Raw genomic sequence first — 20,740 nt, 5'->3', positions numbered from 1 at the left:
CCGCCGTTCTGGCGGGGCCGGGTCTGTTCTTGGTGACCCTGTCAGGATAGGCGGCAGACTGTGGAAATCTGATGGCACTGTGATGCGGGTGTCACAGCATGGCCGTGGCGGGAACGGCTTGACAAGGGGGGCGGCCAACAGTTTGAACGGGCGGAAAAGTTTTTTCACGCCCGGGACGGGTATGCCGGAATGCCGGTGCGACTCGGGGCCGAGGGTGCTGACCGGCTTAATCCCGGGTGATCTGGCCGCCCTGCTGGCGCCAGTACATCAGGCCGCCTTCCATGCGGTAGATGTCCCCGGTATGTCCGGCTTCAATCATGCGGGCGGCGGCCATACCGCAGCGGCTGCCACTCTGGCAATGGAACACCAGTTTCTTGCCCGGTGCCGCCGGAATGCGGTCCGGCGTCAGGGTGCCGAGGGACACCAGAGTCGCGCCCGGAATATGCCCGGCGGCATATTCGCCGGGTTCACGGACGTCAACAATCACGCAGTCACCGGCGTCCAGCCATTGCATGATGGTCTTGGGGGTCACAGTATGCACGCGTTCCGACAGGGCCGTCTGGGTCGCGTTGGAGGAAAACCAACCAAACATTCAGGGCCTCCTGTGATCAGGTCTGATGAGCGGGACCGCTCATTTGCTGCGGTGCAGCGTAACATGGATGACGGGCCCGGTCCACCGCCGGGGCCGGGCAGGACTAAGACGATGGGAGCCGGAAGAGGCGATGGCGAGTGATAAAACCGTGATATCGGCGGTTTCCCCGGCAGAAGCGGAGCTTCTGGATGCCCGGCATCTGGCCTGTCCGCTGCCGCTGTTTCTGCTGCGGCGCGAGCTGCTGTGCCGTCCGTCCGGGGCACAGGTGTGGCTATGGGCAACGGCTCCGGCCACCCGGCGGGATCTGCCGGACTTCTGTGCCGATAACGGCTTCCGTCTTCTGACCGTGCAGGAAACCGGAGAAGGACTGAAATTTCTGGTCGAACGGTCCTGACAGCAAAACACCGCCCGATCCGGATGGGGATGGGCGGTGTCAGACCGGCGCGGATTACACAAAGGAAATAACCGGGACCGGCGGATCCGGCTCCGGGTGTTTGGCTCCGCTCAGGGCGTTGCCTTACGAAATGCGCTTCAGCAGCCGCATAAACGTCTGCTGTTCCCGTGGTGTCAGCGGGGCCAGCGTCTGGTCATTGGCGCGGCGGGCGGCCTCAAGGCTGGCGGTCAGGGCCCCCCGGCCCTCCTCCGTCAGCGTCAGGCGCACGCGGCGGCGGTCGCGGGCATCGGCTTCCCGCACGATCCAGCCACGCTCGGTCAGGCGGCGCACCACCCCCTGCATGGTGGCGGCATCCATCCCGATCAGACGGCCCAGGGAATTCTGGGACACTTCGCCTTTTTCCTGAAGCTTCACCAGCGTCAGGAACTGCGGCATGGTCATATCGCCCAGACTCGGCTGGGACTGGAAAATGGCGGTGGCCCGCTGGTTGGCTTTGCGCAGCAGATGCCCGACCTGTTCCTCCAGCACGAAGGACCGCAGGGCGTCGTCTGAATCCGCGGCACTGTAATCAAAAACCGGTGTGACCTCGTTGAACATGTTTCCCCACTCCCGTGGACTGCCTCTTCCGCGCCGGAGGGGCAGGCCATATACGCTCAGTCTTTTAGATAACGCGGATCGGCGTAGGGAGCAAAGAAAAAGAACCTCTATGGTTGTGTGGAAATTCCGGGCCAACACGGCTCTCTGTCAGGGAAAATCGTATGTATCAGATTTTTCTTAAAATCGGGATTCACGCGCGACGGGAAATCACCTGCGGTAGCATCCATGGCAGGTCCTGCCCCAGCAGCGATGTCATCACCGACGGCGACACCGGCCGGGAGTAATAATACCCCTGCCCGAAATCGCAGCCGCTGGCGCGCAGGAATTCGGCATGGGCAGCGGTCTCAATGCCTTCGGCCACCACTTCCAGATCAAAGTCGTGGGCCATGCCGATGATCACCCGGCTGAGGCGGGCATCTTCGGGGTTGTTGACCAGATCGCGGACGAAGCTCTGGTCGATCTTCAGGCAGGTCACCGGCAGGCGCTTCAGGTAGCTGAGCGAGGAATACCCGGTGCCGAAGTCATCAATCGCCAGCCGGACCCCCATGTCCCGCAGGGCCCGAAGGCGGGACAGCGCCCGCCCTTCGTTGGTGACCAGAACCCCTTCAGTGATTTCGATTTCCAGCAGGTCCGGCGGCAGCCCGGTGGCTTCAAGGGCATCGCGCACCATCGAGACCACATCCTGCCGCAGCACCTGCACCGGGCTCATGTTGACGGCAATCCGCAGCGGCACACCCTGCACCTGCCAGACCCGGGCCTGTTTACAGGCTTCGTGCAGGATCCAGTTGCCGAGATCGACGATCAGGCCGGACCGCTCCGCGACCGGGATAAAGTCCGCCGGGCTGATCTGCCCGCGCTGGGGGTGATTCCAGCGGACCAACGCTTCCGCCCCGCTGATCCGCCCGCTGCGCATGTCCACCTTCGGCTGGTAGACCAGCGCGAACTGTTCGTTTTCCAGCGCCGAGCGCAGTTCGCCCCGGATGATCTGGCGGCGGGTGATCTGTTCCCCCATGTCGGGATGATACAGCGCATAGCGGCCCTGCGCGTCCCGGGCGGCGGTCTTCAGGGCCAGTTCGCTGTTGCGCAGCAGAGTGGCGGCGTCGGCCTGTCCCCCCTGCCAGAAGGCGACTCCCAGCACCGGCTGCGGGTCGATATCCATCCGTTCCAGCGGGACCGGGGCGGACAGGGTGCGCAGGGCGGTTTCCAGAAGATCATGCAGACCGGCACCATCGGTCAGGCCGGGCATGATCAGGGCAAATTCGTCAGCCCCCATGCGACCGACCCGGCTGTCATCCCCGGCCAGCCAGCGCAGCCGGTCCGCCACCGCCCGCAGCACCCGGTCGCCGACGGCATGGCCGAAGGTGTCGTTGATATCCTTGAAGCCAGACAGGCTGACGGTGATGACGGCACCGCTGTCCGGCTGCTCAACCGGGTAGGGCAGGCCCTGCGGGGCAAGGGCGGTGATGCGCTGGGCCAGGCGTTCCTCGCACAACCGCCGCCCGGCCAGCCCGGTCAGGGCATCGTGGGTGGCCATATGGCGGACACTGGCGAGGGCATCGCGGAACACCACCAGGGCCCGGCCCATCTCGCCGAGTTCGTCATCATCCCCGGCCGGAATCGGGGCATCCAGCGCGCCACCGGCAATACTGCGCATGGTGGCGGCCAGTGTCTGGACCCGGCCGACGATTTTCTGGCCGACGTAATGCCAGCCGATCAGCACCGACACCGCCACGCTGATCAGCGCAGCCAGAGCAAGGGCAAGGCGGCTGTTGAGCAGTGTGGAGGCCAGTGCCCGCCGTTCAGTTTCGATGCCGGTGTTGACGGTTTCAACCTGCCGGTGGGCCATCCGGTCAAGATTCTGGGCCTGCCGCTGCACATCCTGTAGCTTCCGGGCCACCAGAGCCTGCGAGTCGCGCTCCCGCCGTTTCAGGTCGAACAGGCCGCCGCGGTCCACCGACACCGCCCGCATCTTGACCAGAATGCTGTGGGTGGACTGCCGGTACAGGGGATCGGTCTCGGTGCGGGACAGAATGGCTTCAATAATCTGGAAGGAGCGCATGTACTGCTGTTCCAGCTGGTCCAGCTCCCCTTCATTATCCTGCCGCGAAACCTGCCCGAGGGTCACCATCACCCGGTTCATTTCGGTCAGCAGGCCGGTGGCTCCGCCCCGGTCCTGTTCCAGCGTGCTGATCAGCAGGCGGTATTCCTGATTGAGGACATCGACCTGTTCCAGCTGGGTGGCGTAGCGCTGCCGCAGGCGCAGGACCTCGTCGAGGGTGATGGTCAGGCCATCAAGGCCATCCTGCAAGGCGCGGACCTGAACGGAGATCTGCGGCAGGGTGTCCGACGCCGCCCCGCTGGTGCGGGCGGAATCAAGGCTGAGATCGAGGCGGATCAGCTGCTGGGTCAGCTCAGCGGAGCGGGCCCGCAGGGACTCGCGGTTCTGGGACAGGGGAAGCTGGCTGGCTTCGCTGACCACCTGCGCCACGGCCTGCGACAGGTCGGTCATCTGTAGGATTTCCGGGACCTGACGGTCAATCAGCCGGTAAAGCGAGGCGGTGCTGGCGCTGAAGGCATACCAGGCGATACCGGTTGCCACCACGGTCATCGCCGACACACTCAGGAACGCCAGCCAAAGCCGTCCGCGTATGCCCGTGGTCCACCCGCCCATAAGTCTGTCCGCCTCTTCCCGCTGTCCGCACCCGTGGGCCGGATGCAGACTGCCCTGATATCTGCCCGCCTGATGCATCACCGCAGCGGCACACCGGGCCGGTCATGCAATAAAGGGGGCAGCAGGAGTCAGCCAGTGAAACTCCGGTTACACTTCCCGGCTGTTTACCAACCGGAGAGAAATGGCCAGAGAGGAATGGCAGGAGAGGAATGGCGGACGGGGACAGGCCGGGTCAGGCGTGGGGCAGTTCGCCGCGCAGGGCGGTGGTGAAGGTGCGGGTCCGGTCAATCAGCGTCTGCATCTGGCGGTCCAGCAGCAGGGCCAGATCTTCCAGCGTTTCGGCATGGGCGCAGACCTCGCCGCCGGAGGTTTCCAGTTCGCTGAGGGAGGCCGAGGCCGACTGCAAGGCCAGAACCCCGGAGGCGGAGGCGGATTCCATGGTCCCGGTCAGGTCATTGAAGCCCATCTGGGTCCCCACGGGCGCGGTCTGCGGGGCGGCGGGCCAGAACTGCTGCGGATAGATGACTTGAGCCATGATGGGATCCCCCGGGAGCGAGATGGGTGATGGGGACTGGACCGGAACCGGTGTGCGGGCAGGTCTGTGAGCGGGTGCCTCTTGCGGGCGCTTGGTCTGGGCCATTTTTTCCGGGCGGAAACACGGGCTGGAAAGGATGGCGGGCAGGGGCGTCCGGGCCGTGGTGACAGAGAAAATGGTACGCACTCCGTGCGCCTGAGATCAAGTTAAATTGCACCCGGCCGGTGACTTTTTGCAAACGTATGCTCTTTGGGGCGCAAACCTTAATTTCAGCAACAGGCTGTGGTCCGGTTGCCCCCGGAGAAGCGGAATGGAACGGGGATAAACGTGCGGTGCGTCAGATGACACTCTGATTACAGACCGACTCGGCGGTAAAAACCAGAGAGCAAAAAGAACCATAAGCAATCTGAAGCGGAACCCGGTGCGGCTCATGGCGGGGGTGTACGGGGGGGCGGGTAGAAAAGACTGGATGTTCATGGTATGTTCGGTCATGGTCTGGGGGTGGTTATCCACAGAAATATCTTTCCCCGGCAAGGGAAACCGCTTTTTTGCTGGCCTGCCGGTGTCAACAGGTAGGGGGTCTCTGTGGAAAATACCGGGGCCCATAACTAGATATTGACGTAGGTTCAAACAGGAGTAGGGTGTGCCTCCCACCCCGGAGGCGTCTCCGGGGTCTTGGTGTGCCTGTGGCTGCGTGATGGACGCGGTTTCATGTGTGTACCAACTTCGGGCAGACCTGCCCCGGCCATGGCCCAAGTCCGGAACGGACGGGGTAAACCGGCTGGGTGGCAAGGCCGTCGGGTGCCAGAGCAGTCGGGGCCGGGGTATCCGGTGCGCTGCCGGAAGCCCGGCGGATGTCCGGGCGTGGACCAGATTTTTGAAGAGAGGCAGGATGTCCGGGCGGGCCGGGCCCTGCCGGTATGGGTTATCAGGATGTCCGGCCACCCGCACTCCCCCCTTGTGGCGGGGCGGCCCTCAAGGAGCAAAAGAGCCGTGCTGAACGTCGTGCAGGTCACCAAGCATCCGCAGGTTCATGTCGATCATTCCCGCAGCGATCTGCTGACCGCTTTTGGCAAGGCGGTGCTACAGGACCGCTACCTGCTGCCGGAAGAAACCTATCAGGACCTGTTTGCCCGTGTTGCCAGCGCCTATGGCGATGACGATGCCCATGCCCAGCGGCTGTATGACTATATTTCCCGCCTGTGGTTCATGCCGGCGACTCCGGTGCTGTCCAACGGCGGTTCCACCCGTGGCCTGCCGATTTCCTGCTTCCTGAATGAAGCCGACGACTCCCTTGGCGGAATCGTCGATCTGTGGACGGAAAACGTCTGGCTGGCGGCCAAGGGCGGCGGCATCGGCAGCTACTGGGGCAACCTGCGCTCCATCGGGGAAAAGGTCGGCGCGGTCGGGAAGACCTCCGGCGTGGTGCCGTTCATCCGGGTGATGGACAGCCTGACGCTGGCGATCTCGCAGGGGTCGCTGCGCCGGGGATCGGCGGCGGTTTACCTGCCGGTGACCCATCCGGAGATCGAGGAATTCGTCGAGCTGCGCCGCCCGACCGGCGGTGACCCCAACCGCAAGACGCCCAACCTGCACCACGGCATTCTGGTCACCGATGCCTTCATGCGGGCGGTGGAAGCGGATGAGGACTGGGCGCTGATCTCCCCCAAGGATGGCAGCATCATGCGCCGGATCAAGGCGCGGTCGCTGTGGATCCGCATCCTGCTGGCCCGGATCGAGACCGGCGAGCCGTACATCATTTATTCCGACACCGTGAACCGTGCCCTGCCGGAACATCAGAAGCTGGCGGGCCTGAGCGTCAAGACCTCCAACCTGTGTGCCGAGATCACCCTGCCGACCGGGCGGGACCATCTGGGCAACGACCGCACCGCCGTGTGCTGCCTGTCGTCGCTGAATCTCGAGACCTATATGGAATGGAAGGATGAGCCGCGGTTCATCCCCGATGTGATGCGCTTCCTTGATAACGTCCTTCAGGACTTTATCGACCGCGCCCCGGATGAGATGGCCCGCGCCAAGTATTCCGCCGCCCGGGAACGCTCCGTCGGGCTGGGGGTGATGGGCTTCCATTCGTTCCTTCAGAACAACATGATCCCCTTCGAGTCGGTGATGGCCAAGGTGTGGAACCGCACCATGTTCAAGCACATCAAGGTGCAGGCGGATGCGGCTTCCCGCGCGCTGGCGATGGAACGCGGGCCGTGCCCGGATGCTGCCGATTACGGCATCATGGAACGGTTCTCCAACAAGACCGCGATTGCGCCGACCGCGTCGATCTCGATCATCTGCGGCGGCTCCAGCCCGGGGATTGAGCCGATTGCCGCCAATGCCTTCACCCATAAAACCCTGTCGGGCAGCTTCCTCGTCCGCAACCGGGCGCTGGAAAAGCTGCTGGAGTCGAAGGGCCGCAACACCGAAGACGTCTGGACCTCGATCACCGTCAACGAAGGGTCGGTCCAGCATCTCGACTGCCTGACGCCGGACGAGAAGGACGTGTTCAAGACCGCCTTCGAACTCGATCAGCGCTGGGTGATCGAACATGCCGCCGACCGTGCGCCGCTGATTGATCAGGCGCAGTCGCTGAACATCTTCCTGCCTGCCAACGTCCATAAGCGTGATCTGCACCAGATCCACTATCAGGCGTGGAAGAAGGGCGTGAAGAGCCTGTACTACTGCCGCTCGAAGTCGATCCAGCGCGCCGAGGTGGTCGCCAACCGCGAGGTGCCTGATGGTCTGGCCGATCTGCTGCCGGGGGCGGCCGCCGGTCCGCTGACTGCTGCGTCGGCGGGCGGGGAAGGCCGCACCGATTACGAGGAATGCCTCGCCTGCCAGTAAGGCGGGATCCGGCCCGGGCTGACCGTGGGGTTGGCCCGGTGCCCTTTGGGGCGGCCGGGCCGGTGTCCTGTGGACTGTCCTGCCCCCTTAATGCCCCCCTCTCATATCCCCTATGATGTATAGACGGCTTTTTCGGGTGACCGGGATGCACCCCACCGGAAAAAGCTCCAGTCGGGAACATGACATGTCGCTTCTGTCCGCCGATCACGTTTACAAGCCGTTCCATTATCCGTGGTGCTATGACGCCTGGCTGACCCAGCAGCAGATCCATTGGCTGCCGGAGGAAGTGCCGCTGGCCGAAGACGTCAAGGACTGGCACCAGAAGCTGAGCGATGGCGAACGCCACCTGCTGACCCAGATCTTCCGCTTCTTCACCCAGTCGGATATCGAGGTCGCCAACTGCTACATGCGGAACTACACCCGCGTGTTCAAGCCGACCGAAGTGCAGATGATGCTGTCGGCGTTCTCCAATATGGAAACTATCCATATTGCCGCCTATTCGCACCTGCTCGACACCATCGGCATGCCGGAGACGGAATACCGCGCCTTCCTCGACTACAAGGAGATGAAGGACAAGTACGACTTCATGCAGCTGTGGGGCGTTGATACGCCGGAAGACATCGCCAAGACGCTGGCGGTGTTCGGGGCCTTCACCGAAGGGCTGCAACTGTTCGCCAGCTTCGCGATTTTGCTCAACTTCCCGCGCTTCAACAAAATGAAGGGCATGGGGCAGATCATCACGTGGTCAGTGCGCGACGAGACCCTGCACTGCAACTCGATCATCCGTCTGTACAAGACCTTCCTCGCCGAAAACCCGCAGATCGACGTTCCGGCGATTCAGAAAGATCTGTACGAGGCCTGCGCCCGGATTCTGGAGCTGGAAGACAATTTCATCGATCTGGCCTTCGAGTCGGGTGAGGTGGAAGGGCTGACCGCAGAGGATGTGAAGCGCTATATCCGCTATATCGCCGACCGCCGCCTGACCCAGCTTGGCCTGTATCCGGTGTATCACATCGAGAAGAATCCGCTGCCGTGGCTGGATGCGATGCTGAACGCGGTGGAACACACCAACTTCTTCGAAAACCGGGCCACCGAATATTCCAAGGCGGCAACGCAGGGGAACTGGGACGACGCCTTTGCCTGATGGGGGCACCATGACCCGAACCCTCTACATTGATGCCGATGCCTGCCCGGTAAAGGACGACACGCTGAAAGCGGCACGCCGGACCGCCACGCCGGTGGTGCTGGTCGGCAACCGCTGGATCCGGGGCATGGATGGCCCGTTGGTCCGGCAGGTGGTGGTGCCGGTGGAACCCGATGCCGCCGACAAGTGGATTGCCGCCGAGATTGTCGCCGGGGATCTCTGCATCACCAACGACGTGCCGCTGGCTGCCCGCTGTGTCGAGGTCGGGGCGACCGCTCTGTCACCGACCGGCAAGGTGTTCGATGAAGGGTCGGTGGGAATGGCGCTGGCGGTGCGGGATCTGATGACCGATCTGCGCGACAGTGGCGAGATCACCGGCGGCCCGCGCCCGTATTCCCCGAGGGACCGCGCGGCCTTCCTGAATGCGCTTGACCGTCTGCTGGCCCGGAAAGGCTGACCCTGTGCGGTGAGACGGAGACAAAAAAACCGGCCCCTGCGGAGGGGGCCGGTTTTTTTACGGGCTGACGGGCTGATCCCGGATCAGGGACCGTGCTCAGGCAGCGGTATGCAGGCGGACGTTGAAGGCCGGACCGGTGCTGAACTGGCGCAGGGCCTTGGCGGCGGCCAGAACAGCCAGATCGATCAGCGGCTCGACCAGAATGACGCTCATATAGGCCAGACCGAAGCTGCCGACGGAGGCGAAGCTTTCGGCACTGAAGCCATGGCCGTAAAACGCCCAGAACGCCACCCAGGCGACGATCCCGCCCTGATAGGCGGTGGACAGGGCCAGCGCCTGCGCATACTTCAGGTCAACATAGGCGGTCTTGGCCGGGACGATGCGGCGGGCCAGCAGATGGATCCCCCACAGCGGCACCAGCAGGGTGGTGACGTTCATGCCATACTGCGGCAGATCGAACGGGGCGAAGAACAGGCCCTGAATCAGCAGCCCGGCGGCCAGACCGATGGAGGCGGCACCGGCCCCGAACAGCAGCAGCAGGGTGGAGCCCAGAATCAGGTGGACTTCCGACACCCCGACCGGGTGGTGCGGCAGGACTTCAAAGAAGCTGAACACCAGTGCGGTGGTGATGGCGCTGCGCAGGGCAAGGGCGCCGATGCCGCCGTTGTCGCGGATGTTGCCGAGGGCCATCTTGGCGGCAAGGCCAAAGGCCCCGGCGGCGGTGGCATAGCTGAGCGTGAGCTTGGCACCGTCAACGATGCCCGGTTCGATATGCATGATCCTGTGTCCCAGTGCGCACCCAACGTGCGGATGGTTTGCCGATCGGGGTGGGACCCCGGCTGTGATGGCAGGTCTCCTGGCTCGCGGTTCTTTGCTCGGCCCGCCTTCCCGGTGGGTATCCACCAGTGGCTTTTCGGACGTCGCTCCCCGCTTACAGTTGCGTGGGCAGCCATGGTTTCGGCCCCGTCCGGGTCGTCCTCACCATGTTCCCTCTTGCGTCCGACCCGTCTCTACGGGGCGGAACCATCCCCGGCAGAATACCGCCGGGACTTGTCTCCGTGCAAGTTTTGTTGCGGTGCAGGAAAGGGGGAATAAAAAAACGGGCGTCAGAGTGACCTGCCAAAGTCTGACCGGCCGGTCTGGTCTGACGCCCGCGAGGGGGGTTCCGTTGCAAAACACCGGGATAAACAGGGGAAGAGCGGGGCCTCAGTCAACCATGGCGCGGTAGGCGTGCCAGCTGGCATGGCCGATCAGCGGCAGGGAGATTGCCAGCCCGATGAAGAAGGTGGCCAGCCCAAAGCCGGTGACCAGCACAATCATGGCGGCCCAGCCGATCATCACCCGCCAGTTTTTCATCACCGCGCGGGCACTGGTCGCCATGGCGGCGACGGCGGACACATCGCGGTCCATGATCATCGGCAGGCTGATGGCGGTCAGGGTAAACACCATGGCGGCGATCACACCCCCGGCCACGGTCCCGGCCAGCAGGAACAGCGGCGCCTGCTCGGCGCTCAGGATTTCCATCAGGAAGCTGTCCAGGGACGGCGGGGCCTGATTGTAGAAGCTGGCGAAGATCAGCAGCGCCACCATCATCCACGCCAGAATCGCCATCATCATCACCAGCCCGACGATCAACAGCTGATCGGCCTTGCCGTGGATCGCCGACAGGGTGGTGCGCCAGCCTGGGGTTTCGCCGCTGCCATGGCGGCGGCTGATGTCATACAGGCCGACGGCGGCCAGCGGCCCCACCAGCATGAACCCGGCCATCATCGGCAGAACCAGCGAGGTCATGCCAATCTGGCGCAGCCCCAGCACGATGGCATAGGCGATGGCGACAAAGGCCAGCCCATAGGTCAGGCTGATGCCCAGACTGCGGGTCATGTCCTCCCAGCCGCGGGAGATCCAGCGGGAACTCTGATCGACTGTGACCCGGCGGACCACCGGCGGGGTCTGTGTTCCATACCACTGTGTGGCAGGGTCAACCGGAAGGGGCTGGAGTGTTTTGTGCCGCAACGGTTCCTGCTGGCCCGGCTGCGGACCATGGAACGGCGGGGCAACATTGGAGGGGGTCAGGCTGGCCATGGGGACTTCCTCCGCATAGGTAACGGGATGAAGACGCTCTCTGGCATCATTCTAGCGGAAGGAGCGCCGATGTAAAAGACCATTCATAATAGTCGGATTTTGCGGCGGCGAAGACCCGCATCATTCCTGCTGCATCTGCGTAAAATTCATCAGTACCTTTCTGCCGGGAATGGTCTTTCTCTCGGGGCGGACAGTGTGTACTCTGAAGAAAATCAAGGTCTGCCGCCGGGACTGCCCTCTGCGTCCGGCAGAACAACCGGGAGGTCTGCCATGGTTCACCGCACCCCCTCTCCCTCTCCCTCTCCCTCTGGGCCCTCAGTGGCAGCGCGCCGCCGCCGGAATCTGTGGCTGGGACTCGGGCTTGCCGCTCTGGCCCTGCTGTTCTACGCCACCATCATCCTCAAGACCGGGGTTCTGGGTGTCCCTCCGGGCTTCCGGTAATCCGGTCGGGACAGGGGAAACAGGGGGGCGTCATGGACACAGCACAGATCCTGCCGCATCTGAATGCGGCGCTGAATACAGTGGCCACCCTTCTGCTGGTGCTGGGGCGGCTGGCCGCCCGCTCCGGGCAGCGGGACCGGCACCGGGCGATCATGCTGGCGGCGCTGGCGGTGTCGGCGGTGTTCCTCGCCAGTTACCTGCTGTATCACTTCACCGCGCCGATCTTTGTGTTCCGGGGGCAGGGCTGGATCCGGACCGCCTATTACATCCTGCTGGTCGGGCATGTCCTGCTGGCGGTGATCAATGTGCCGATGATCCTGCTGACGGTCCGCCATGCCCTGTGCGGGCAGTTTGACCGCCACAGGCGGCTGGCAGTCTGGACGTGGGCGGTGTGGCTGACGGTTTCGGTCAGCGGCGTGATCGTGTATGCCCTGCTCTATCACCTTTATCCCTGATCCCCGCCGCTGGGGCGGGATCGGGCGCAGCAACAGGGATCACGATGGCTCAGGCGCAGCGATTTAACCATTTTGACCGCGAGATGCAGGGCTGGGGACTTCTGGCGGTCAGTGCGCTGGCGGTGGCCGGTCTGCTGGCGCTGGGCGTTGCCGGATCGCGGACCCCGGGCATTCAGGATGGCCTGCCGGAAAACTTTTTTCAGAGCATGCTGGTGACCCACGTCACCTTCAGCGTCAGCGTCTGGTATCTGGCGGTGTTCGGGGCTTTGTGCGCCTGGGTGGCATCCCGCCGGGTGGCCGGGGGATGGCTGGTGCCCGGTGCCTATCTGGGGGCGATCGGGCTGCGGCTGGCGTGGGGCGGTTTTCTCTGCCTGCTGGCCCCGGCGATGATGGGCTGGGGGGAGCCGTCGCTGAACAATTATATTCCGGTGATGGTGCATCCGGTGTTTTACAGCGGGCTTGGCCTGCTGTTTCTCGGGGTGGCGCTGCCGGTGTTCCGACTCGGCTTTGTCGGCATTGATGACCGGGACGGAGTCGGCATGGTGCTGGCGGCGGCCGGGGGCGTGTACTTCTGTGCGCTGCTGTCGGTCGGGCTGGCGTGGTCAGCGGCCCCGGCGCAGGACCCGGTCCCCTATAACGAGATGTTGTTCTGGGGCGGCGGGCACCTGCTTCAGTTTGTGAACACGCTGCTGATGCTGGCGGCGTGGCAGGCGGTGGGGACGGCTGTTTATGGGCAGCCGCCGATTCCCCCGGTGCTGCTGCGCTGGCTGGCCCTGAGTATTCTGGTGGTCGGCTTTGCCGGGCCGGTGCTGTATCTGGTGTTCCCGATCACCAGCGGCACCCTGCATGTCAGCTTTACCCGCCTGTATCAGATCGGCCTGATCGTGCAGCCGGTGATCGCCCTGCTGGCCCTGCTACGGTTCCAGATCCGGGCGGGCTGGGCGGAGTATGGGGCGGGGGCGGTCGGCCTCAGCCTGTCGGCGGCGATGTTCACGCTGGGTGGAGCGTTTGGCTATCTGGTCGGGGAAGGCGATACCCGGACCCCGGCGCATTATCACCTGATGATCGGGGCGGTGACGCTGGCCTTCATGGGGCTGTTTTTTCTGGTGATCCTGCCGGGTCTGGGGCGGGCCACCAGCCGGGGGCGGGCGGTGCTGACCGCCTTTGCCCTCTATGCCGGAGGGCAGACCCTGCATGCGCTGGCCCTGTTCGTGGCCGGGGCGCTGGGTATTGCCCGGAAGACCGCCGGAGCCTCGCAGGGGCTGGATACGCCGTTGAAGACGGTGGTGATGGGGGTGATGGGCGGCGGGGCGCTGCTGGCGGTGATCGGCGGCATCCTGTTCGTCGGGCTGGCCGGTTGGAAGCTGATTGTTGCACCGCGCAAGGGTTCCGCATCCGCGAATTGACCCAGTTTCAAAGTCGGGAATAACGTGCTCTACTGGTTGCGTAACCGAGACATGTCCAGTCGACGGCAGCGGGCCGAACAAGGCCCTTCTGCTGCGAAGCGGGGCCGGAAACGCGCGTGAATCATGCGATCCGGCTCCATCCCAACACTTTGGGATCAGGGAGGACCGGATGACTCTGCGCAGCTATCTTGAGCTCTGTAAACTGCGGATCGGCGTGATGATCGCCCTGACCGCCATGGTCGGGTATTCAGCGATCGCCCCAACGGTGGACCCCCTGCATCTGCTGGTGCTGGGGGTGGCGATGCTTCTGGGGTCGGCCAGTTCCTCCATCTTCAATCACTACTATGACCGCGATATCGACCGGCTGATGCAGCGGACCAGCCGCCGTCCGCTGGCGGTGGGCGGCAACCCGCAGGCGGCGCTGTGGCTGGCCGGGGTGCTGCTGCTGGCCGGGATGTGGCTGTGTGTCGGGGTGTTCAACTGGGTGGTGGCTCTGCACCTGTTCCTCGGCGCGTTCTTCTACGGGGTGGTTTACACCGTGTGGCTGAAGCGGCGGACCGCCTTCAACATCGTCATCGGCGGGGCGGCGGGCAGTTTCGCCATTCTGGCCGGGGGGGCGGCGGTGGACCCCGGGCAATGGCTGCTGCCGACCCTGATGGCGCTGGTGCTGTTCCTGTGGACGCCGTCGCATTTCTGGGCACTGGCGATCCTGCTGAAGGATGATTACACCCGTGCCGGGGTGCCGATGCTGCCGGTCCTGGTCGGCGAACAGCGCTGTGCACAGTGGATCACCGCCAACTCCCTGCTGCTGGTGACAGTGGCGGCGCTGCCGTGGCTGCTGGGGATCCTTGGGGCCCCCTATGCGGTGATCTCCACCCTGACCGGGCTGCTGTTCCTGCGCCTGCATCTGCCGTTGCTGCGCGATCCGGGCAAACCGACGGCGCGGGCGGTGTTTCTGGGTTCCATGCAGTATCTGGCCGGGGTGTTTCTGGCGGTGGTGATTGACCGTCATGCCCTGCCCGGCGGACTGTGGCCGTTCTGATCCACCGGGCCTGTCTGTGCCCGTTGCGGCTGCCGGGGGGGATGTGGCACACCATGGCCCATCCTTTCGGCGGACGCAGGAACTGGGACAGGCATGCGGATTCTCCACACTTCGGACCTTCATCTCGGGCGGCAGTTCAACGGGCTGCCGCTGGAAGAGGATCATGCCGCCATTCTGGACCAGATCCTTGCGGCCCTGATCACCCGGGATGTTGATGTGCTGATCCTCGCCGGGGATGTGTTTGACCGGGCCGCCCCTCCGGCCAGTGCGGTGCGGCAGTTCAACGGCTTTCTGGGCCGGGTGGCGGCGGAAACCCGGGCGGCGGTGGTGATGATCGCCGGGAATCACGACTCGGGTGACCGCATTGAGGCGATGGCCGCCTTTGCCGACGGACGCCGGGCCTTGGTCCGGGGAGCACTCAGCCCGGCGGAACCGCCGCTGATCCTGCCGGACCCGGAAGGGCCGGTGGCGTTTTCCGCTCTGCCGTTCGCCTATGACTATGCGGCCCGGGAGTGCTTCCCCGAGGCTGACATCCAGACCCCCGAAGATGTTCTGGCCGCCCAGATGGCGGCGGCCCGGGCCTCGGTTCCTGCTGGGGCGCGCTGGGTGGTGGTCGCCCATGCCTTTGTCGCCGGGGCGCAGGGCAGCGATAGCGAACGGCCATTGGTGCGGGCCGGAGGGGTGGAAACCGTCTCCCCCCGGGTGTTTGACGGGGCGCACTACGTGGCGCTGGGCCATCTGCACCGCCCCCAGACCGCCGGGGCCGCACATATCCGCTATTCCGGGGCACCGCTGGCTTTCAGCTTCGAGGAAGCCGGAGCGGAAAAATCCCTGTGTCTGGTGACGCTGGAGGCCAATGGGCAGGCGGCGGTGGAGCTGCTGCCGCTGCGGCCCCTCCGCTCGGTGCGGGTGCTGACCGGTCTGCATGCCGATCTGGTGCAGTCCCCGCCTTCCGAGGATTTTACCCGGGTGATTTTGACCGACCCGGCCCCGGTGATTGACGCGATGAAGCGGCTGCGGGCCGTCTTCCCCCATGCCTGCGAGCTGACCTATGCCCGCGAGGCCCGGGCCGGGGCTCTGCGCCCGGGGGCGGCCCGGGCGGCGGCTCTCTCGGATCCGGCGCAGGTGGTGGCGGAATTTCTTCAGTTCCTGCGGGATGAACCGGCAACGGCGGAGGAACAGCGGTTGATCGCCGGGGGTTTACAGGCCCTGCGGCAGGGGGGAGACAACGCATGAAACCGGTCCGGCTGACTCTTCAGGCCTTCGGTCCCTACCCCGACCGGCAGGTGGTTGACTTCCGCGATGCAGTGGAGGCGGGCCTGTTCGGTATCTACGGCCAGACCGGCTCCGGCAAATCGACCCTGTTCAGCGCCATGACCTTCGCGCTGTTCGGGCAACCGGCCAAAACGGATCAGGAGGCGGTGTCGCTGCGCTCCGACCATGCTGCCGCCGATCTGTTGACCGAAGTGGAACTGGTGTTTGAGGTCGGGGGGCGGCGGTATGTGGTGCTGCGGCGACCGGACCAGATGCGCCCGCGTCAGCGCGGCACCGGAGAAACCAAGAATCCGCACGAGGCCTTTCTGTTCGACGCCACCGGTCTGGCACTGGAGGAGATCACCGCTGACCGGCGCGGCAAAGTGATTGCCGAGAAGAAGGTGGGGCCGGTCGATGCGGCGATTGTCGAGCGTCTGGGCTATGGTGCCGAGCAGTTCCGGCAGATTGTCCTGCTGCCACAGGGGCGGTTTGAGACCTTCCTGTCGGCGAAGACCAAGGATCGGGTGGAGATCCTGCGCGATCTGTTCGACGTCTCGCTGTACCGTCGCCTTGCCGAGACCCTGAAGGAACAGGCTGATGCGGCGGAACGGCAGGTCCAGCGGGAGCGGGCGGTTTACGATCAGCGGCTGGCGGCAGAAGGCTTTGACGGTGATGAGGCCCTGACGGCGGGGATTGTGGCGGCGGAAGAACAGCTGGCAATCCGCCAACAGGCCCTGACGGAAGCCAAGGCTGCCGCGCAGGCCGCGCAGGGGGCCTTACAGGCTGCCACCCAGACCGAGGAGCGGTTTCTGGCGGCGGAGCGGGCAACGCAGGCCCTGACCGCCCTTCAGGTCCGGACGGACGAGATGGAGGCCCGGGCCCGGCGGTTGGAACAGGCCGAGCGGGCGCAGGTCCTGACCGACGCGGAAGCGGCCGCCCGCACGGCGGCGGCGGAGCGGACAGAGGCGGCGGCGGCGGTGCTGCGGGCGCGGTCTGCCGCTGCGGCGGCGGCGGAACAGGCGCAGCGTGCCGAGGAGCGGCTGGCGGCGGAACTGGCCCGCGAGCCGGAGGGGATCCGGCTGCGTCAGCGGACCGAGGATCTGACGCGGCACCGGGGGACATTGGAACAGGCGGCGGGCGTTCTGACGGCGCTGGCCACGACCCGGGCGGCGGCGGAGACGGGCCGGGTCCGGCTGGCCGCAGCGCAGACGGCGCTTGAACGGCAGCGGGCAGAGCAGAGCCGGGCAGCGGAGAGGCTGAAACAGGCCCGCCTGAACGAGGCCCGCCGTCAGGATCTGTCGGTGCAGGGGCAGGCCCTGCGGCAGGTGTTGAAGCTGGCGATGGACCATGCGGCGGCCCGGCAGGCGGTTGCCGCTGCGGAACAGGCGGTCACTGAGCGGCAGGGCCGCCGGGATCAGGCCGCTGCCGCTGTGACCGGGGCCCGGCAGGCGCTGGAGCAGGCCGAACAGGCGGTTCTTCACAGTAAGGCGGTCAGTCTGGCCCGTCATCTGCTTCCCGGTCAGCCCTGTCCGGTCTGCGGCGGGCAGGATCATCCGGCTCCGGCTGGGGGGGAGGCCGGTTCAGGGGATCTGACGGCGGCCCGTCAGGCGGCGGAAACGCGCTGGCAGGCCGCCGATCAGGCCGGGCGGCGGGCCGAGGAATCTCTGACGGCGGCCCGGAGTGTTCTCGCCGAACGGCAGGCCCGGCTGGCGACCCTCGACTGTCCCGAGACCGCTCCGGAGATCCTGCACGCCCAGATGACCGCGCTGGAGGCCGATCTGGCGGTACTGGGACCGGTCACGGATCTGAAGGCAGCGGAAACGGCTCTGGAGCGGCTTGGCAGCGCGATTTCCGCTGCCGATGCGGACCGTGACCGCCTGCGGGAGACGCTGGCGGAACATGAGGTCGCCGTGGCGGCCTTGGTGGCGCAGCGGGATGTGCTGTTGGACAGCGTTCCGCAGGATGTGCGGGATCCGGCCACCCTGACGGCGGAGCTGACGGCGGCCCACGCCCGGCTTGAGGCGTTACTGCGGGGCCGCCAGCAGGCGGAGGAGGCGGTCAGGCTGGCCCGTGTGGCGGATCTCGGCGCTGCCAAGGATGTGCAGGCGGCCCTTCAGACGGAAGCGGACCGGGTCCGGCGGGCCGAGGAGGCATCGGCTTTCTTCCACCGTCGGCTGGAGCAGACCGGTCTGACGCCGGATGCCTATCAGGCCCTGAAACCGCAGTTCCCCCGGCTGGCGGAGGAACGGGCGGCGGTGGAGGCCTTCCGGCGGGATCTGGCCGGGGCGGAGGAGGCCGTCCGCCAGACCGGGGCGGCGGTTGAGGGGCTGACCCGTCCGGCCCTTGCCGACCTGACGGCGCAGCGGGATGCCGCTGACGCTGTGGTGCTGGCGATGCAGGAGCAGGAGGTTGCAGCCCGCCAGCGGCGGATGGCCTTGCTGGGGCTTCAGGACTCTCTGGCCGAGGCGAAGCGGGCGGTGGAGGCGGTGGAGGCGGCCTCGGCCCCGCTGCGGGGGCTGGCGGCGGCGGTGACCGGGAAAAACCCGCAGAATCTGTCGCTGGAGATTTACGCAATCGCCGCGATGTTTGATGCGGTGTTGCAGGCGGCGAACCTGCGTCTGGGGCCGATGACGGCGTATCGTTACCAGTTGATCCGTGATGCCGAAGGCAGTGGCCGGGCGCAACGCGGGCTGGGCATACAGGTGTTTGATGCCCATACCGGCAAGGAACGCCCGACCGCGACACTGTCCGGGGGGGAAACCTTCATCGCGGCGCTGGCGCTGGCGCTGGGGCTGGCCGATGTGGTGGAAAGCACCAGCGGGCGGGTGCAGCTGGATACCATCTTCATTGATGAAGGCTTTGGCAGTCTGGACACCGAGCACGGCACCGGAACGCTGGATCAGGTGTTGCAGGTGTTGAATGCGCTGGTCAGCCAGAACCGGGCGGTCGGCCTGATCTCCCACGTGCCGCTGGTGCAGGAAGCGATCCCCAATGGGTTCTATATCCGCAAGCAGGCGGGCGGCAGCCGGGTGGAGACCCGGGGCAGGCGGATAGGCTGACAGGACAAAGGCCAGCCGGGGCGGACCCGGCTGGCCTTTGGATATCCTCTTACGAGGACTGAAGAAATCTGGTGCCCCCAGCAGGGATCGAACCCGCGACCCCCTGATTACAAATCAGGTGCTCTACCAGCTGAGCTATAGGGGCATAACCGGCCCGGGGCCAAGGGCTCCGGATACCGGCTTACATAGCCTGACCGCGCCGGGAGGAAAAGAGATTTTTCGCTTCCGGTTTATGGTCCGGTTTATGGTCCGCTTTATGCCCGGGTCAGCCCTGTGCAGCTTCCAGCGCGGCGCGGCGCACTTCATACAGCGCGATGGCGGCGGCGTTGGAAACGTTCAGGCTTTCCATGCTGTCCGGCATCATCGGCAGCCGGACCAGCAGGTCACAGGTCTCCCGCGTCAGGCGGCGCAGACCGGCCCCTTCTGATCCCAGCACCAGCGCCACTTTGCCGGACAGCTTGGCCCCGGCAAGGGTGGTCGGCCCGTCAGCGGCGAGACCGGCGCTCCAGAAGCCGCCCTCCTTCAGGGTTTCCAGCGCCCGGGCCAGATTGGCGACCCGCACCAGCGGCATCCGTTCCAGCGCCCCGGAGGCCGACTTGGCAAGAACGCCGGTCTCTTCAGGGGAATGGCGGTCCTGCACCATCACCGCGACCGCGCCGAAGGCGGCGGCGGACCGCAGCACAGCCCCGACGTTATGGGGGTCGGTCACCTGATCCAGCACCAGAACCACGGCTTCGGTGGCCTCAGCGTAGCGTTCCACCAGATCTTCCGGCGTCAGGTCCGGCAGCGGATCCACCCGCAGGGCCATCCCCTGATGGATCGCCTGTTCGCCCAGCAGGTCATTCAGGGCGTTCCGGTCGGCAGGCTCGATGGTCGGGGCGTGGGGAGACCGGCTGAGAACGCCATCCAGATCAGCGCGGGCTTCCCGCGTTACCATCAGGCGGCGGCAGCGGCGGTCGGGATTCAGCAGGGCGGCTTCCACCGGGTGGCGGCCATACAGCCACAGTTCCCCGCTGCGGGATCCCCCCTTCTGCACCGCCCCCCGGGGGGCGGCGGCTTTGGCACCGGGCCGGGGGCCGCGCCCCTCCGGACGGGGGGTCTCGCGCCCGGACAGGGCAGGGGCCGACGGACGGGCCGGGGGAAGGGGTTTGCGCGCCATGATGCGGCCTCCCGAAAAAATAAATCACAGATGCGCGTGTATAGCAGCATGCGGGCCCGGGGGAAAAAAGCTTTTCGCAGGCGGTGGTTGGCAATCAGCCCTAAAAAAGTTTCCGCCCGAAAACCGCATGAACACAGGGCTTCTGGCCGGATGGGCCGACCTTTTGAAAAAAACTTCATTTTTCTCGTTGACAGAGGGGGCTAACCCCTTTAGAAACCGGGCTCCCGACGCCGGGTGGTGCGGGTCCCTGAGGAGGGGTGGCCGAGCGGTCAATGGCAGCAGACTGTAAATCTGCCGACGTATGTCTACGAAGGTTCGAATCCTTCCCCCTCCACCAACTACCGCCCACCGGCGTCGGCCTAGCGTGCCGTCCAGAGCCCATAAATTGGTTCCCGCACGCAGGAGCAAACGCTCCCGGGAGCTACCATGGGGTCGGGCAATGCGCCGGGCGGGTGTAGCTCAATGGTAGAGCTCCAGCCTTCCAAGCTGGCTACGTGGGTTCGATTCCCATCACCCGCTCCATTTCCTCTCCGGAAAACGCCAGGCGTTCAGCGCACTGGCGTTTATTAACTTGCCCTACCACCCACGGAAAGAACGGGTCC

17 protein-coding genes, 3 tRNA genes and 1 riboswitch are annotated in these 20,740 nt (G+C 65.4%); of the genes, 12 read left to right on the top strand and 8 right to left on the bottom strand.

Annotated features, from left to right (window positions below; genetic code table 11):
* Positions 1 to 226 precede the first annotated feature (226 nt).
* A complete protein-coding gene (locus FHS48_RS01855) occupies positions 227 to 592 on the bottom strand; it encodes a rhodanese-like domain-containing protein (protein ID WP_184260681.1) in 366 nt (121 codons plus the stop codon).
* 130 nt (positions 593 to 722) lie between these two features.
* Between FHS48_RS01855 and FHS48_RS01850 the strand changes: the two genes are divergently transcribed.
* On the top strand, positions 723 to 986 hold the full coding sequence (locus FHS48_RS01850) for a sulfurtransferase TusA family protein (protein ID WP_184260678.1): 264 nt from the start codon (positions 723 to 725) through the stop codon (positions 984 to 986).
* A 123-nt stretch (positions 987 to 1,109) separates the two neighbouring features.
* On the opposite strand, the gene FHS48_RS01845 is transcribed toward FHS48_RS01850, so the two are convergent.
* The 3 genes from FHS48_RS01845 to FHS48_RS01835 all read right to left on the bottom strand — a co-directional run bounded on the left by FHS48_RS01845 (position 1,110) and on the right by FHS48_RS01835 (position 4,789).
* Positions 1,110 to 1,583 (bottom strand): MarR family winged helix-turn-helix transcriptional regulator, encoded by a 474-nt coding sequence (locus FHS48_RS01845; protein ID WP_184260675.1) that lies wholly within the window; start codon positions 1,581 to 1,583, stop codon positions 1,110 to 1,112.
* Between the two features lie 190 nt (positions 1,584 to 1,773).
* Positions 1,774 to 4,254, bottom strand: a complete 2,481-nt coding sequence (locus FHS48_RS01840) for a putative bifunctional diguanylate cyclase/phosphodiesterase (RefSeq protein ID WP_184260671.1) — start codon at positions 4,252 to 4,254, stop codon at positions 1,774 to 1,776.
* Positions 4,255 to 4,486: 232 nt separating this feature from the next.
* Complete coding sequence (locus FHS48_RS01835; protein ID WP_184260668.1) at positions 4,487 to 4,789, bottom strand: hypothetical protein; 303 nt, start codon at positions 4,787 to 4,789, stop codon at positions 4,487 to 4,489.
* 993 nt (positions 4,790 to 5,782) lie between these two features.
* Here FHS48_RS01835 and FHS48_RS01830 point away from each other — a divergent pair.
* The 3 genes from FHS48_RS01830 (at position 5,783) to FHS48_RS01820 (ending at position 9,240) form a co-directional block, all read left to right on the top strand.
* Positions 5,783 to 7,639, top strand: a complete 1,857-nt coding sequence (locus FHS48_RS01830; RefSeq protein WP_184260665.1) for a ribonucleoside-diphosphate reductase subunit alpha — start codon at positions 5,783 to 5,785, stop codon at positions 7,637 to 7,639.
* Between the two features lie 184 nt (positions 7,640 to 7,823).
* Positions 7,824 to 8,783, top strand: coding sequence for a ribonucleotide-diphosphate reductase subunit beta (locus FHS48_RS01825; RefSeq protein WP_184260662.1), 960 nt, complete (start codon positions 7,824 to 7,826; stop codon positions 8,781 to 8,783).
* Between the two features lie 10 nt (positions 8,784 to 8,793).
* On the top strand, positions 8,794 to 9,240 hold the full coding sequence (locus FHS48_RS01820; RefSeq protein WP_184260660.1) for a YaiI/YqxD family protein: 447 nt from the start codon (positions 8,794 to 8,796) through the stop codon (positions 9,238 to 9,240).
* Positions 9,241 to 9,336: 96 nt separating this feature from the next.
* On the opposite strand, the gene FHS48_RS01815 is transcribed toward FHS48_RS01820, so the two are convergent.
* Complete coding sequence (locus FHS48_RS01815) at positions 9,337 to 10,017, bottom strand: energy-coupling factor ABC transporter permease (protein WP_184260657.1); 681 nt, start codon at positions 10,015 to 10,017, stop codon at positions 9,337 to 9,339.
* A gap of 52 nt (positions 10,018 to 10,069) precedes the next feature.
* A riboswitch (cobalamin riboswitch) is annotated at positions 10,070 to 10,283 on the bottom strand.
* Positions 10,284 to 10,446: 163 nt separating this feature from the next.
* On the bottom strand, positions 10,447 to 11,322 hold the full coding sequence (locus FHS48_RS01810; protein WP_184260655.1) for a DUF2189 domain-containing protein: 876 nt from the start codon (positions 11,320 to 11,322) through the stop codon (positions 10,447 to 10,449).
* Between the two features lie 318 nt (positions 11,323 to 11,640).
* Here FHS48_RS01810 and FHS48_RS19980 point away from each other — a divergent pair, with 318 nt between their 5' ends.
* The 6 genes from FHS48_RS19980 to FHS48_RS01785 all read left to right on the top strand — a co-directional run bounded on the left by FHS48_RS19980 (position 11,641) and on the right by FHS48_RS01785 (position 18,979).
* Positions 11,641 to 11,763, top strand: a complete 123-nt coding sequence (locus tag FHS48_RS19980; RefSeq protein ID WP_260402285.1) for a hypothetical protein — start codon at positions 11,641 to 11,643, stop codon at positions 11,761 to 11,763.
* A 32-nt stretch (positions 11,764 to 11,795) separates the two neighbouring features.
* Entirely contained in the window at positions 11,796 to 12,218 is a 423-nt protein-coding gene (locus FHS48_RS01805; protein WP_184260652.1) for a DUF420 domain-containing protein, read from the top strand.
* 44 nt (positions 12,219 to 12,262) lie between these two features.
* On the top strand, positions 12,263 to 13,624 hold the full coding sequence (locus tag FHS48_RS01800; RefSeq protein ID WP_184260649.1) for a cbb3-type cytochrome c oxidase subunit I: 1,362 nt from the start codon (positions 12,263 to 12,265) through the stop codon (positions 13,622 to 13,624).
* Between the two features lie 169 nt (positions 13,625 to 13,793).
* Positions 13,794 to 14,666 carry a heme o synthase gene (cyoE, locus tag FHS48_RS01795; protein ID WP_184260646.1) on the top strand — a complete coding sequence of 291 codons (873 nt, stop codon included), beginning with the start codon at positions 13,794 to 13,796 and terminating at the stop codon, positions 14,664 to 14,666.
* A 93-nt stretch (positions 14,667 to 14,759) separates the two neighbouring features.
* Positions 14,760 to 15,902 (top strand): exonuclease SbcCD subunit D, encoded by a 1,143-nt coding sequence (locus tag FHS48_RS01790; protein ID WP_184260644.1) that lies wholly within the window; start codon positions 14,760 to 14,762, stop codon positions 15,900 to 15,902.
* Positions 15,899 to 18,979 (top strand): AAA family ATPase, encoded by a 3,081-nt coding sequence (locus tag FHS48_RS01785; RefSeq protein ID WP_184260641.1) that lies wholly within the window; start codon positions 15,899 to 15,901, stop codon positions 18,977 to 18,979. Before FHS48_RS01790 ends, FHS48_RS01785 begins: the two co-directional genes overlap by 4 nt.
* Before the next feature lie 69 nt (positions 18,980 to 19,048).
* Here the strand turns inward: FHS48_RS01785 and FHS48_RS01780 are convergent.
* Both FHS48_RS01780 and rlmB read right to left on the bottom strand, forming a co-directional pair.
* Positions 19,049 to 19,124 (bottom strand) — tRNA-Thr (locus tag FHS48_RS01780).
* Positions 19,125 to 19,244: 120 nt separating this feature from the next.
* Complete coding sequence (gene rlmB, locus FHS48_RS01775) at positions 19,245 to 20,138, bottom strand: 23S rRNA (guanosine(2251)-2'-O)-methyltransferase RlmB (protein ID WP_184260639.1); 894 nt, start codon at positions 20,136 to 20,138, stop codon at positions 19,245 to 19,247.
* Between the two features lie 251 nt (positions 20,139 to 20,389).
* Between rlmB and FHS48_RS01770 the strand changes: the two genes are divergently transcribed.
* Positions 20,390 to 20,475 (top strand) — tRNA-Tyr (locus FHS48_RS01770).
* Positions 20,476 to 20,586: 111 nt separating this feature from the next.
* Positions 20,587 to 20,660: transfer RNA gene (locus FHS48_RS01765), tRNA-Gly, on the top strand.
* Positions 20,661 to 20,740 lie beyond the last annotated feature (80 nt).

The sequence above is a fragment of the Novispirillum itersonii genome, from assembly GCF_014205675.1.
Lineage (GTDB): Bacteria > Pseudomonadota > Alphaproteobacteria > Rhodospirillales > Rhodospirillaceae > Novispirillum > Novispirillum itersonii_A.
The sequence above is the reverse complement of the archived record's forward strand: the minus strand, read 5'-3'. Positions and strand labels throughout refer to the sequence as shown.